The following is a 14,767-nucleotide window of genomic DNA, read 5'->3' on the forward strand; positions in this document are numbered from 1 at the left end:
TAATTTTATAGGTTAATATTGATGCCAAATGTAAATGACTTGGGTAGGGGATAATCCTCGCCCCTTGGTGTTGCCAGCTCTGGATCCCAAAGTTTGAATTTTGACCAGGTCAATAAATTTGAGCCGACGAGGAACAGGCGAATGCTATTGGCCTTAATCCGATTGGTGAGGTGTTTTGGCAGTGTATAACCAATATCCAGAGTTTTCAAACGAAGATATTGTCCGTTTTTCAACCAAAATGTTGACTCTCTGAAATTATTAATATTGTCTCCAAAACTTAAACGTGGATAAGATGCATTCGGATTCTCGGTTGATGGATCGCCTGATATGTCGGCAGAAATCCAACGATTATCACCCATGACACCTTTCATCACCTGGCCCCATTCGCCTTCACGAAAGGCTTGTACCGTTTTTCCATAAATCGAAAAAGTAGATTTCCCTGATCCTTGGAAATGGACACTAAGGTCAAATCCGCGCCAACTTACAGAAGCACCTATACCATAAACCAAATTAGGTCTTCGCGTTGCTCCTATGGCCACCCGGTCACCATCATCCACTATGCCATCTCCATTGACATCTTTATATTTTATATCTCCGGGCTGATAATTTGGTGGATTATTATCAAACTGTTGTTTCGGGCTATTGCGAATGTCATCGTAATCTTTAAACAAGCCTAAAGCGATCAATCCTATAGACTGATCCACACGATAGCCTTTTTGATTTTGATAACCATATACGTTATTTTCCTCATCGATTGCCGTAATTTCGTTCTTACTATAGGTGATATTGCTACGTGCTGTAAGGTTCAATTCACCAATCTTCTGTTTATATTCCAAGCGTCCGTCGAAACCACGTGATTTTACTCCGCCCACATTCGCTCTTGGAATACTTTCCAAGCCAACCATGCTTGGCAAAAATCTTCGTTCCATATAAATGCCGGTACGTTTCTCATCAAAGAAATCGAAGTTGGCGACAATTTTATCCCGAAATAAAGCGATATCCAAACCCAGGTTATTTTTGGTAGCCATTTCCCATGTTACGTAGGGCGAAGCCACCTGACTATACCGAATACCACCATAATAACGATCTAGGCCATAGTCAGCCCATTGATACCCCCCTTCGGGAATCCTCTGACCGCCGTCCAGTATAAGGTTCCCATTATTATCTCTACGCCAGATTTCATCAATCGTATATAAGTACGGGAAGCGTTCGTTGTTGTTGCCTATTTTAAGTTGGTCATTTCCCACCTTACCCCAGGAGTAACGTACTTTAAGCAAATTCAGCCAAGGAACATTATTTTTGACAAAAGGTTCCTCGGAGATATTCCATGCTGCTGCGACAGCGGGAAAGAAGCCATATTGTTGCCCCATGGCAAAGTTTTCCGAACCCGTATAACCAAAATTGAAATCAGCAACATAACGCGACTTCCAATTATAGGTTAATCTTCCTGCTAATGCCTGGTTACGTCGTGATACACCATTTTTGATGTCATTGCCCAAATCAACTGTTTTGGTAAAAGCATCGCGGGTAAAACGTGCAACTGCTCCTAAATTATGGTCTCCGATTTTGCGATCATAATTAAACATAACATCATAAAACTCCCGTCTATTTCCTTCGGAGTACCCTCCCTGTTCCATTTCTCTGGGATTAGCCTTATGCGTAAAAATGAGATTTCCATTCTCATCACGCGCGCGTTCGGCATGCCATAATTCAGGCAATTTAATACGTGTGATATTGTTATTATTATAGGTATCAAAGCCGACAATACCCCTAAGCCTTAAACCTTTGGTAATAAAATCAAAGTTCTGTTCGATTGTGACATCGGTCTGCACTTTGTTTTGCCAATTTTCATTGAATCCCGACTGTGTTGACATGACCCATGGATTGATCTTATTGCCATCTCCTATTGTTGGCACACGGCCGTTGGAATACAGCACTGGTGTACTGATCGGGGAATATCCAAAAAAAGAACCCCAAAGATCCTGATCACCCAGGCCTGGACTATTCCGTTTGTCCAGTGATCCCGCAACACCAACTTTCAATACCGTGCTTTTGGTCACGTTGATATCCGCATTCAGACGATAATTCCAACGTTTATAATTAGCATTTGTGTTATAATCGTTGCGCAGTGTTTCATCTGTTTTATACATACCACCTTCATCGACATAACTTCCCGACACGAAATAACGCGTTGTGGCCCCTCCTCCTATCATATTGAGGTTTGCCCTATACGTCATGGCACCATCTTTCAACAACAGATCTTTCCAGTTGACATTGGGATAAAGATCCGGGTCCAATCCCAAACGCAAGATTTCCAGCTCTTCCGGACGATAAATAGGTTCAAAATTTCGTGTGATCCGGGCCTCATTTAGTAGGTTAGCATAAGTTACACCATCCTCAAATTCAGGCGTAATCGTACGCGTATTATAAATGGTTTCGTCCTTAAAATTGATGTTGATTTTTCCCTCTTTACCGCGTTTAGTAGTGATCAGGATAACGCCGTTTGCACCTCTAGAGCCATAAATTGCAGTCATAGCTGCATCTTTAAGCACTGTAAATGTTTCAATATCTTCGATATTTATATCATTGATATCGCGCTCAACATTGTCTACCAAAACTAAAGCTGCGCTACCACCACCGAAGGTAGAAATACCACGTATCCAAAACTCGGAGATATTTCTACCGGGCTGACCAGACTGCATCATCGCCATTACTCCTGGTACATTTCCAGCGAGTGCATTCGTGATACTTGAAGTCGGGTTGGATTTCATGGTTTCTACATCGACTCCACTTGCAGCCCCCGTCAAAGTCAGCTTCTTTTGAGTTCCTGTTCCTGTTACCACCACCTCATCCAATACACTGGTCTCCGATTCTTTCAAGCTCACATCAATGATATGTGAATCTTTCACAAGTACTTCCTGTTTTTGATAGCCAACAGAAGAGAAGACGAGTGTTTTGTAACGCTCTACCTTTATCTTATAGTTACCCTTGCTATCCGTGGTCGTCCCTAGCCCCGGAGCGTCTTTCACAGCGATGCTGACACCGATCAAAGGGGACCTTTGGGTATCGACAATAACACCCGTTACTTCAACAATTTCTTGTGCGAACACACTCAAGCTGAAACTGAGAAGCGCCATACATGTTAGTAATATTTTATTTATCATCTTATCACAGGTTAATCTTGGTCATTTTCATCCATTTCCTCCAGAGCGATCTTACGAATTCGCCTATTTTCCCGGTCTCCGATATAAAAAGCTTGTTCTTTTTCATTATAGGCGATGCCTGATGGTCGATCAAAACGAGCATCTGCCCTTAGATCTCCATTAACATAACCGTAAGGATTAGTATTCAGGCTTGAACTACCTCTACCAGCAAAAGTTGTTACGGCACCTTCAGGCGTAAGCATACGAATGGCATGATTCATAAGGTCTGTAAAATAAAAATCGTAGACATCAGGCTTACCTGCTTCCACATAGGCTTGATTTTTTACAAATACCCCTTGGTAGGGCTGATTGACACGGGCTGAGGATCCCACCCCATCTTTATAACCGGATTCACGGACTTTACCGCAAACTAAATAGGGTTGGTTAAACCGTTTTTTATCCCAGTTGTAGTCCGCACGCATAATATAACCCTGGTTAATCACCAAAATATAGGCGTAGTTTCCCGTCGGATGGATCAAAGCCCGATACTCCCACTCCGGATCCTGAATCACATATAACTGCTCAGCTTTTACCGTTTTATCCGTGAAATACTGATTGAGATCAAAACGGAAGAACTCTCCCTTTGCATAACTGTTAAAATACATTTCCCCATTAATTGGGTGGATGGAGGCCCCATTACATTGTCTACTTTTGGTCAGTACTTCTTTATCGAGAAAGCTCTTTGCACGGGAAAACAAGAGGGTAGATTCATCGTTCTCTCCTCCCCGATCTTGCGCCACAATCATATATTTCCCATCTACCGAAAAATCTACACTACGCGGACGGTTAAAATCGGAACGCTTTTTGGTAATCGTGCTATCCTCAAAATTGATCAGATAAAGGCCATTATTATCATCAAATGTCACCCACAGATGTTTAGGATTCATGGGGTCAAACTTCATAAAAGAGGAAAGCCAAAAGCCGCTCGCCATTTTGTTTTGGTCAGCATCTTTAAACTTGCCATCTTTCCAAGGTTCGTCACCGCGGGCATTCCGGTAACCAGCGAGTGTGGATACCACCAGCTTACGTTTATAATCAAACTTTGCTTCTGCCCGTCCTATGACAGGTTTCTCGGCCCCGCCAACACGCACTTCGATATCCCCCGCGAAAGCCTGTTTGGGAACAAGGCAATACAATGACTCTCCTAAAGCATTAATAACGACTGCTTGTTGTCCTCCTATAAGTACAGTAACATTCTTCGGATCATTTCCGAAATTTTGCCCATAAATAATTAGACGCTGACCCATACCGCCCGATTTTGGGTTGAAATCAGACACGACGACTGGTTTATTGGGATCAAAAGGCTTAGATTCTCCCATAATTGCTGTTGTATCGTTCTTGCAGGCCCAAAGACCAAAGGTGAGAATCATAAAGACCCAGAGTCTACCCAATCGGTACAAGGCTCTACTCGCTACTTGTTTTGTTCTCATAAATTATGAATTGGTTAGAATTTATTTCAAATACTTTTTTTTAGTACCCCAGTGGACCGCTTCCGGATATTTTATCTTTAGGCTTATCTCGTTGAAAGCATGTCAGGGACTTAACTAGTTTTTCTTACGTCGAAATTTTAGGACGAACGAATCGATGCCCGCCCTTTTGAAGGGCGAACTTCTTTTAAAAGTTTACACATAATTGATTTTTTAAATTATAGCTAAATGGTATTAGCTTTTGACAGCGAAAAAAGACTTTCGTGCAATAGCTTCAAAGTCTTCCTAATTTATTTAAATTACTTTTCTAATACTTTCTATTTCCGTTTTCAAATCCCGAATAGGACACAGCTTCATGTTTTATTAGAAACTCCCTGTTCCTCGTTTAATAGTTACTTCAAACCATTCTACTGATTATTCGCATTGTACTGTCTGTTCCGTTCAAAAAAATTTGTTGGATATTTCTTAAATTTTGGTTTCTAATATTTCTCTAAGATGTTCTGCTTTATAATTGATTACTCAAAAGTAGGGAACGTAAAATTTTTGAGACTATCGAATTATCTCAATAATCTGCGTATTTGTATCAAACCAAAACATCCATAACACAATAATCTATAAACTAGCTTACTAAGGATTTATTTTTTCTGTACAACTAATCAGCTAGTTGATATATAGTCCTTGAAAAGTAGATTTATTTCATTTTGGTCCAGATTGAGATCTTGGATCCTTTTCTTTATGATTGTTAGTTTCTTTTATCGATATTTTTAGGGACAACACATTAAAATCAAATAGAGATCAAATTAGTCCTTTTCACAGTACTTGTTCAGTGCTCGTTCAGTGTTTGCTCAGTGATAACTCAGTAAAGACTGAATAACCAGTGACTGATTACTGTCTAAAAATTGATTGAAAATTGTTATTAGGTATAGTCTGGTATTAGGATGTTTCGGCTTTAATGCCTATCTTAACTATCCATATTATAATCAGTTAGTTATGGCAATCATCAAAAATGGCGTTAATGGAACTGTTTCTGGGAAAGCAGGTTCCGTTGTGTTTGTGTTAACGAAAACAGGAAATTATGTGCGTTCTCTCCCGCGCGTTAAAAAACGGGCGCCCACTCCTGAACAGTTGCTCAGTAGAACGCGCTTCAAAATTGTGAGGTCGCATATTAGCCTGTTAAATTCGATCATCAAGATAGGTTATAAGGCGTATAGCTATCCAAAGCGGGCATACGATGTCGCTATGTCTTATAATCTGAACGAAGCACTTATCCAGGAAGGAGACGGTTTTGTGGTTAACTGGCAGAAATTTATGATTGCCAAAGGAAGCCCAAACCCCATCACTTCCTACACGATGGATTTCGATCAGGAAAAACAAGTGCTTCAGGTTACTTGGGAATATGATGCCTATCTGGAGAAGAAGTTTGACACAAGGTCTTACGATTCCTTCTTAATCCTGTATAGCGCAGCGGATAATAGTGTTGAATTTCCACTTTTGATGAACGACTCGAAAAACAGCTTAATCTCTGGCAAACAAGATGTTAATATTCCAGAGCATAGAAAGGAAGCGACTTATGAAGTGTATCTATTTTTTGTAGAGAGCTATGGTGGAGGTAATACAGATAGCCTGCACTTGGGGAAGATAAAAGTTTGAGCGGTATCATGTGTCATTATTCCAGATTGAATGTAACCCGTAGTACGAAAATCTTAAAAAGACCAGATGCTTAAAATAAATAATTTAAAGAAATTTTATGGGAATCACCTAGCCTTACACATAGGAGATGTAGAATTCGGAGAAGGGCTGGAATTTCATCATTTGATAGGAAATTGCATATGAAGGTTGTTCTTCACTTTTTTCTTGGGAATCAATGTAGGCTTTGCAGATACTGAAAAACAAAAAAACCTGCAAATTTACGATTTTGCAGGTTTTTCTTTTGTAGCCCGTAGGGGAATCGAACCCCTGTTTCAAGAATGAAAATCTTGCGTCCTAACCCCTAGACGAACGGGCCATTTTTAATGCAACTCCAAAAGCTTTCTTGTTTTTGGAGTTGCAAATATAGACCTTAAAATTAGTATTACAAAAATAATTTTAAATATTTTTTAGATTAGGTCAAAACCGATGTCACGTCTGAAGTATTTTCCTTCAAAATAAATTCTTCCGGCATCAGCAGTAGCCTGTTGAAGAGCATCAAAAAGTGAGTCTTGTAATGTCGTAACGGCAATTACACGTCCACCGGCAGTGACAACCTTACCATCCTGCTCCTTGGTCCCTGCTTGGAATACAATAGATTCCTTGACGTTTTCCATATTCGCGATCTCTTTTCCAGATTCATAGGCTCCAGGGTAACCTCCCGCCACTAACATCACCGTAACGGCTGTTTTTGGTGAAACGGTATAAGAACGTTGGTCTAAATTTCCTTGCGCAACGCCTTCCAACAAATCCAATAGATCAGATTCAATCCGTGGCAATACAGATTCTGTCTCTGGATCGCCCATACGAACATTATATTCAATGACATATGGTTCCCCTTCAATATTCATCAATCCAATGAAAATAAAGCCTTTATACGGAATACCATCTTTCTTCAGTCCTTCGACAGTTGGTTTGATGATACGTTCTTCCACCTTATTCAAAAATGTTTCGTCAGCAAAAGGTACTGGAGAAATAGATCCCATTCCACCTGTATTTAACCCCGTATCTCCCTCTCCTATCCGCTTATAATCTTTCGCAGAAGGTAATACCTTATAGGAGTTTCCATCTGTCAATACGAATACCGATAGCTCAATTCCTTTTAAAAATTCCTCAACGACAACGACGCGACTTGCCTCTCCAAATTTGGAATCCGCAATCATAGCTTTCAATTCAGCTTTAGCATCTTCAAGTGTTTCACAGATCAAAACGCCTTTTCCCGCAGCCAAACCATCGGCTTTAAGAACGATCGGCAATTTTTGGCTCTCGAGATAAACCAATCCTTCCTCCAATGACGCGACATCAAAAGAACGTGATGCAGCAGTAGGTATGCCATGTCGATCCATAAACTGTTTCGAAAAATCTTTTGAACCCTCTAATTGGGCTCCTTCCTGTTGCGGACCGATTACCGGAATCTCTTTCAAATCTGCACGGTTCAAAAAATAATCATGAATACCTTTTACCAATGGCTCTTCTGGTCCTACGAGTACCATTTGTATCGCATTTTCCAACACAAAGGAGGCGATAGCTTCAAAATCAGTAACTTTAATATTGACATTTTGGCCATATGCTCCTGTACCAGCATTTCCTGGAGCAATAAACAATTGACCTAAACGTGGACTTTTCGACAACTTATAGGCGAAGGCAGATTCACGACCTCCGGAACCGATTATTAGGATATTCATAGCACAAAGATATTTTTTTTATGCTAATTTTCAGGCATAAGATGGTTCAAAAACGGATTTTAAATTTATTTTCCGGCTCAAAAGAACTCCAAAGCATCAATACAAATAATTTAACATCTCCAATTCGATAATATTTTGATTTATAAGTTGATTAAAGGGAAAATATTTTCTAATTTTCAAGAAACATTAGTCATATGTACGCTCGAATATTGTTGTTAGTCAATTGCCTATTACTTCCTTTCTTGGCGCTCGCTCAAATTGATCAAACGTTACAGACATTGGAGTCTTACCATGAAAATCATGTAACCGAAAAAATTTATTTACATCTAGACAAAAATGACTATTCGGCCGGTGAAAATATTTGGTTCAAAATGTATTGTACCACCGCACCTTTCAACTACTTGAGCAATATCAGCAAAATCGCCAATATCGAATTAATCTCACCAACAAATAACGTCATCAAGAGCATCAAAATTCCACTAACATTAGGGCTCGGCATTGGTGATTTCAGCCTTTCTGACACCCTCGTGGAGGGTTCGTATAGAATTAGAGCGTACACCCGTTGGATGCAAAATGATTCCATATCCAATTTCTATGAGCGTATTATTCCTATCACCAACGGAAGAGCGGATAATGTCATAACCCAAAGCACATTGCTTAAAAATGGGAATGAAAATTTCTTCCAGATCAATCTAAAAACAATTCAGGGAGCACCTTTAATAAACAGCAGTGTAAGCTATGCCCTCAAACAAGATGGCCAAAAGGAAAAGACAGGACGATTAAAATCCAATGAAAATGGAACGATAGCACTTGAACTCAAAGATAACTTTAAAGGCGGGCTATTAACATTGCAATTCCTTTCCTCAGACAAAAGACGTGTGTTAAAGAGTTTTACCGTCCCAAATCCAAATCAGCAAAACAGTATCCAGATTTTTCCTGAAAGTGGTGAATTGGTAAACAATATCTTGAGCAAAACTGGAGTCAAAGTTCTTAGCCCTGCAGGCTTGGGTCTAAAATCAAAAATCAAAATCGGAGAGGAAAACCAATCGCCGATCATCGAATTTGAGACCAATGCTCTTGGTATGGGAAGCATGCCGCTTATTCTAAGCGCTGGAAAAAAATATATTGCCACAGCAATCTTCCCAGATGGAAATTCGGTAAGCGCCCCACTGCCTCCAGTAGCAGCCTCTGGCTATGTCCTCACCGTCAATTCGGGTTTAAAAGACAAAATCGCAGCCCAATTATCCTCCACTAATGATCTGGTAACCGGCAAAGATGTTTATCTAATCGCACAATATAATGGTATTGTACTACATGCTGTAAAGCAAAAGTTAAATGGACCGGAGATTCTATTCAATATTCCCAAAAAGGATCTTCCTTCGGGAGTGATTCAACTGTCTGTACTTAATGAGCAGATGACCCCCATCATCGAGAGGCTCGTCTTTAATTACAATGCTCCTAAAACATTATTTCCAATAGCAATCCAGTTAAATAAGCCTTCCTTTTCGACGAGAGACCAGGTCATCGCAAACCTCTCCGTTAAAGAAGGTAGTAGCGATACATCAAAAATAGCGGCACTATCTGCTGCTGTAGTCAATCTCAGTAAAATCGATTCTACGACAGACCAATATTATTCTTCCATAATCTCGGAGCTTCTACTCAAATCCGATCTCCGTGGTTTTGTAGAGCGGCCGAATTATTATTTTGAAGATCTAAATAACATCCGGTTTACTGATCTTGACAACCTCATGTTGATCCAAGGCTGGCGTAAACTGGATTGGAAGAATTCTCTCAGTACAACGAATAATCCACATCTACCTGAAAAGGGACTCACAATATCAGGAACAGTAAAGAAAACTGGGCGCAAAGCGGTCGTTCCTAATGCGAAGGTGACCTTAGTACCAACGAGCAATATGATGCTGAGTATAGATACATTGACAAATAATGATGGTCGATTTGTTTTTGATAACTTATTATTCGCTGATAGTATTAAATTTATAGTAACGGGGAATGGTCCAAAGGAGAAGAATAGGGTCGATATACTTGTTGACGAAACCGCAGTTCCAGCAGTTACGGAAAGCAAAGACCAGCCATTGATCGCGAATGATGTAAACACCAAACTGATCGATCAACTCAAAGGTAGCCAGCAATTTTTGACGGAACTGGAAGCTGCTGGTATTATTCAAAAAAGTATTAAATTGGAGGAAGTCCAAGTTAACAGGGTAAGGACCAATAAAGCAGACAAAAATTCAAGAAATCTCAATGGCCCCGGCCATGCAGATCAGGTTTTATCTGCGGAAGATCTATCGACCTGCACAACCCTGGAGCAATGTCTCGCAGGAAGACTAGTGGGCGTTATCTTCCGAAATGGAGTCCCTTACAGCACCCGATCGATGGGAATGAACGGGGGTAGTCCCATGCAGGTTGTTTTAGATGGAATGTACATTGAGGCGGATCAGATCAGCATGATCAATATTCAGGACATCGCAAGTATCGAGGTGCTGAGGAGCATAGGCAATACCGCCATTTATGGTATGTATGGCGGAAACGGTGTATTGGTCATTACGAGTAAATCTGGTGAAGCATTTTCAGCCTCCTATACGCCAACAGGAATTGTCACAATTGTGCCTAAAGGACTGCATGTAAACCGTAATTTTTTCAAACCACAATATAACACCGCTCAAAAGCAGGAACTCAAGCGTGATCTCAGAACAACCATCGCCTGGGAATCTAACCTGGTTACAGAGAAAAATGGGAAAACCAAATTTGATTTTTTCACTTCTGATGAACCCGGAACTTATAAAATTATCATCGAAGGAGTTGACATGGAGGGCAAAATTGCCCATCTTGAATATTTAATAGAAGTGAAACCACAATAGCAACACGAACAAACCGTTATAAATTTATATAAATTCGTTATGGAGCACATTAAAACCAACATAGAAGACCATATTTTAAGTATTTTTTTGGATCGGGGAAAGTCAAACGCCATCGATACAAAGCTATTGAAAGAACTTATAGAGACCTTGGAATCTAACCAAGAAAACGATGCCGTCCGTGGAGCGATTCTTATTGGTAAGGAAAACTTTTTTAGTGCCGGTCTCGACCTTATAACCTTATTCGGCTATGATGAGGATCAAATCCGGGAATTCTGGAATCTTTTTTTGGAGGCAACGTCGCTACTGGCCTCTTTTCCTAAACCGATAGCTGCCGCCATATCTGGTCATAGCCCTGCTGGAGGTTGTGTATTTGCCTTATGCTGCGATTATAGGATCATGGCTGAGGGGAATTTTGTCATAGGTCTCAATGAGATACCTGTTGGGCTTATCGTTCCCGAAAGTATCTTCCAACTTTATGCTTTTTGGATCGGGAAACGACATGCTTACCAGAATCTCCTCGAGGGAAAACTGCTTTCTCCGCAGGAAGCAAAATCACAGGGCTTAGTCGATGAAGTCGTTCCAGCGGATATACTTTTTAATACCGCAGCAAAGAAGATCAGACAGATCACGCAGTTTAATCAAAAGACTTGGCAGACTTCTAAACTAAACTTCAGAAAAGAAATAATTCTTAAATTGCGCGAAAATAGAGAAGAAACTATTCAGGCCATTCTAGAGCAATGGTGGTTACCGTCAACACGGTCTATATTAAAGTCGATCATCGAAAACTTGACTTCAAAAAAATAATATTAAATAAACGAAAATAACATGAGAAACCTCTTTTTCTTTGTTCTTATCTGTCTCTCCATAGGTGTGATCTCCTGTAGAAACAATAAAAAAGAAGACAAGGCAGTAAAAATTGCCCAGGATTCTATCCCTTTGGATACCATAAGCAAACCAGACACGATCGAAAAAGAAGTGAAGAAAGAGGATACTGAAACACTGGAAGAAGTATTGGAAAAAATTGCCAAAGCATATACTGATCAAGACAGTAAAACAATCAATAACTATATCCATCCAAAATTAGGGATCTATATCATCTATCGTCCGGGGGCATTAGATTCGTATGTGCATCAAAGTAGTTTTAACTTTTCCAAACCAGTACCAGAATATCATTCGTATGAAAAACTGAGTTACAAAGGACCTCTAAAAGCAGGAAAACTGCCTGTTTTTGACTGTGGAACAATGAAATGGGACAAACTTGGTTTTTTTTATGATAGGAAGTCCCGTCCGAATGAACTGTCACAAACAGCCAAATTCATGAATGAGATTTTAGATGCAAAAATTAATCAAACCGAATTACTGCGATTGAGAAATATAGAAACCAGGAGCTACCGTGCAATCATGACTTCCAACGAAAGCGAAGAACCTTTTGTTTTTCATGTGACAAAAGAGGGGGAAAAATGGTACATTACAGTCATTGACCGCGCCTATGCGGGTTGCGACGCCTAAAAGAATTTTTTACATTTAGCCATATTTAACGATCATGGGAAATTTAGATAAAGACATACAAAAGAAAGTTGACGATTGGTTGACCTCAAATTACGACGAGGAAACAAGGTGCGCTGTTCAGAAATTAATAGATGATCAGGCCGAGACGGAATTGATTGATTCATTCTACAAGGATCTCGAGTTTGGAACTGGAGGTTTAAGAGGGATTATGGGTGTGGGATCCAATCGTATGAATAAGTATACAATTGGAAAAGCGACCCAGGGATTATCAAACTATCTAAAAAAACAGTTTCCCAACGAGGAGATAAAAGTAGCCGTCTCCTACGATAGCCGTAACAATTCGCAGTCCTTTGGCCAGCTTGTTGCCCAAGTATTTGCAGCAAACGGTATCAAGGTTTATCTTTTTAACGAACTGCGTCCTACACCGATGCTATCTTTTGCAATCCGTCATTTTGGATGTAAAAGTGGGGTCATGTTGACTGCTTCACATAATCCTAAGGAATACAATGGCTATAAAGCTTATTGGAACGATGGTTCACAATTGACAGCTCCCCATGATAAAAATGTAATCGATGAGGTCAATGCTATCGCTAGTGTCAAAGACATCCGATTTGAAGGGAATACCCAAAATATTATTTCTGTTGGTGAAGAAATTGATCCAATTTATATTGATGCCAATAAAGCACTAAGCATACACCCAGAGGCCGTACTGGCACAGAAGGACCTAAAAATAGTTTATTCTCCGATACATGGTACTGGAATTACGATCGTTCCAAAAATGCTTGCCTCATGGGGCTTTGAAAATGTTACTGTGGTCACCGAACAAGCGAACCCGGATGGGAACTTCCCTACAGTGATCTATCCTAACCCTGAGGAGGAGGACGCCATGGCCTTAGCGAAGAAAAAGGGGGAAGAGATTGACGCAGACCTTGTTTTAGCAACCGATCCAGATGCGGACCGCGTAGGGATCGCGGTTAAAAACAGTCAAGGCCAATTTCAATTACTCAATGGTAATCAAATTGGCAGTTTGTTAATCTATTATGTGCTGAGTGCAAAAAGTGATCTAAAACAATTGGGCAACAACCCTTATATTGTGAAAACGATTGTAACCAGCAACCTCCAGGTTGACATTGCAAATCATTACCATGTCGCTCATTATGAAACACTCACTGGGTTTAAATATATCGGCGAACTGATAACAAAACTAGGTGATTCGGCACAATATCTTGCCGGTGGAGAGGAAAGTTATGGCTACTTAGTCGGTGATTTAGTCCGGGATAAGGATGCGCCTAATTCCTGTGCATTCTTGGCCGAGATGACTGCATATTTTAAGTCAAAAGGCAAGACTGTTTATGAAGTGTTATTAGATATCTATCAAGAATTTGGTTGCTATCAGGAAAAACTGATCTCTTTAACAAAAAAAGGAAAAGCTGGAGCCGAGGAAATTCAAGCCATGATGGCCGGTCTACGCCAAAACCTACCTACCAAGCTCGGCGGAATAGAAGTCAAAGAAATTCGGGATTATGAGCTTTCCCAAACAACTGACATGAAAACAGGCCGTAAAAGCGAAATTACCCTTCCAAAGTCGGATGTATTACAGTTTATCACTGTGGATGGTGACGTGATTTCAGCGAGACCTTCGGGTACAGAGCCCAAAATCAAATTCTATTGCTCCGTTAAGGGGACGCTGCAAGATAAAAGTAATTACCTAAGCCTTCAAAATATATTGGAAGAAAAGGTAGACCGTATGATGAAAGATATTGTTGGATAAATGGAAAAATGGAAACGATTATCATCTGAATATATCTGTAAGGAACCTTGGGCAACATTACGCAGGGATACTTGCGAACTACCCGATGGGCGCATTAATGACCACTATTATGTCCTGGAATATCCGGATTGGGTTAATATGGTCGGCATCACTGCACAAAATGAGTTATTAGTAATCCGGCAATACCGTCATGGTGCAGGTATCATTTCATTGGAAATTCCGGCCGGTACCACTGAGCCAGGAGAAAATCCGCTAGACGCTGCAGTTCGGGAAATGCTCGAAGAAACGGGATATCAATTCGATAAAATTGAAGAGATTGCGAGTCTCTATGCCAATCCCGCGACAAGTGGCAACATTACCTATACCTACCTCATGACAGGTGGACAGAAAGTTCAGGAACAAGATCTGGACGAACATGAAGAGATTGAAGTTTTTCTTATCCCACTTGAGGAAGCGAAAACAATGTTGCTGGAAAACAAATTTAGTCAGGCATTACACAGCAGCGCATTATTCTATGCTTTTAATAAATTAGGCTTGTTATAAAACAAGCCTAATTTTATTCTGTTTTTCTCTTTCATACTTTAATTTTTACTAGACTTTTGATTTT

At 40.2% G+C, this 14,767-nt stretch carries 9 protein-coding genes and 1 tRNA gene; 6 read left to right on the forward strand and 4 right to left on the reverse strand.

The genetic code is table 11. The features are described 5' to 3' along the window. Positions 1-5 precede the first annotated feature (5 nt). Positions 6-3,164, reverse strand: coding sequence for a TonB-dependent receptor (locus OGI71_RS19705; protein ID WP_282251276.1), 3,159 nt, complete (start codon positions 3,162-3,164; stop codon positions 6-8). Positions 3,165-3,175: 11 nt separating this feature from the next. Next, positions 3,176-4,633, reverse strand: coding sequence for an IPT/TIG domain-containing protein (locus OGI71_RS19710; protein WP_282251278.1), 1,458 nt, complete (start codon positions 4,631-4,633; stop codon positions 3,176-3,178). A 987-nt stretch (positions 4,634-5,620) separates the two neighbouring features. Between OGI71_RS19710 and OGI71_RS19715 the strand changes: the two genes are divergently transcribed. Further along, positions 5,621-6,280, forward strand: a complete 660-nt coding sequence (locus tag OGI71_RS19715) for a DUF6266 family protein (RefSeq protein ID WP_282251279.1) — start codon at positions 5,621-5,623, stop codon at positions 6,278-6,280. Between the two features lie 283 nt (positions 6,281-6,563). Here OGI71_RS19715 and OGI71_RS19720 read toward each other — a convergent pair. Together OGI71_RS19720 and purD are read right to left on the reverse strand one after the other, a co-directional pair. Then, positions 6,564-6,635 (reverse strand) — tRNA-Glu (locus tag OGI71_RS19720). Between the two features lie 91 nt (positions 6,636-6,726). Then, the gene (gene purD / locus OGI71_RS19725) at positions 6,727-8,001 is read right to left on the reverse strand and encodes a phosphoribosylamine--glycine ligase (RefSeq protein ID WP_282251281.1); all 1,275 of its coding nucleotides are present in this window, start codon (positions 7,999-8,001) and stop codon (positions 6,727-6,729) included. Between the two features lie 194 nt (positions 8,002-8,195). Here purD and OGI71_RS19730 point away from each other — a divergent pair, with 194 nt between their 5' ends. Genes OGI71_RS19730 through OGI71_RS19750 form a run of 5 tightly spaced genes read left to right on the forward strand, consistent with a single transcriptional unit; the run spans position 8,196 to position 14,703 of the window. After that, positions 8,196-10,880, forward strand: coding sequence for a TonB-dependent receptor plug domain-containing protein (locus OGI71_RS19730; RefSeq protein WP_282251283.1), 2,685 nt, complete (start codon positions 8,196-8,198; stop codon positions 10,878-10,880). 39 nt (positions 10,881-10,919) lie between these two features. Further along, positions 10,920-11,684: an enoyl-CoA hydratase/isomerase family protein gene (locus OGI71_RS19735; RefSeq protein ID WP_282251284.1), complete on the forward strand. Its 765-nt coding sequence runs from the start codon at positions 10,920-10,922 to the stop codon at positions 11,682-11,684. A 21-nt stretch (positions 11,685-11,705) separates the two neighbouring features. Further along, entirely contained in the window at positions 11,706-12,389 is a 684-nt protein-coding gene (locus tag OGI71_RS19740) for a hypothetical protein (protein WP_282251285.1), read from the forward strand. 34 nt (positions 12,390-12,423) lie between these two features. Continuing rightward, positions 12,424-14,160, forward strand: coding sequence for a phospho-sugar mutase (locus tag OGI71_RS19745; protein ID WP_282251286.1), 1,737 nt, complete (start codon positions 12,424-12,426; stop codon positions 14,158-14,160). After that, a complete protein-coding gene (locus OGI71_RS19750; RefSeq protein WP_282251288.1) occupies positions 14,161-14,703 on the forward strand; it encodes an NUDIX hydrolase in 543 nt (180 codons plus the stop codon). It abuts the gene before it with no gap. Positions 14,704-14,767 lie beyond the last annotated feature (64 nt).

Origin of the sequence: Sphingobacterium sp. ML3W (assembly GCF_029542085.1) — a bacterium.
Lineage (GTDB): Bacteria > Bacteroidota > Bacteroidia > Sphingobacteriales > Sphingobacteriaceae > Sphingobacterium.

Coding starts and splice junctions, on each gene's coding strand:
- OGI71_RS19705 (WP_282251276.1), bottom strand. CDS start 3,164: ATGATAAATAAAATATTACTAACATGTATGGCGCTTCTCAGTTTCAGC.
- OGI71_RS19730 (WP_282251283.1), top strand. CDS start 8,196: ATGTACGCTCGAATATTGTTGTTAGTCAATTGCCTATTACTTCCTTTC.
- OGI71_RS19745 (WP_282251286.1), top strand. CDS start 12,424: ATGGGAAATTTAGATAAAGACATACAAAAGAAAGTTGACGATTGGTTG.
- OGI71_RS19715 (WP_282251279.1), top strand. CDS start 5,621: ATGGCAATCATCAAAAATGGCGTTAATGGAACTGTTTCTGGGAAAGCA.
- OGI71_RS19750 (WP_282251288.1), top strand. CDS start 14,161: ATGGAAAAATGGAAACGATTATCATCTGAATATATCTGTAAGGAACCT.
- OGI71_RS19710 (WP_282251278.1), bottom strand. CDS start 4,633: ATGAGAACAAAACAAGTAGCGAGTAGAGCCTTGTACCGATTGGGTAGA.
- purD (WP_282251281.1), bottom strand. CDS start 8,001: ATGAATATCCTAATAATCGGTTCCGGAGGTCGTGAATCTGCCTTCGCC.
- OGI71_RS19740 (WP_282251285.1), top strand. CDS start 11,706: ATGAGAAACCTCTTTTTCTTTGTTCTTATCTGTCTCTCCATAGGTGTG.
- OGI71_RS19735 (WP_282251284.1), top strand. CDS start 10,920: ATGGAGCACATTAAAACCAACATAGAAGACCATATTTTAAGTATTTTT.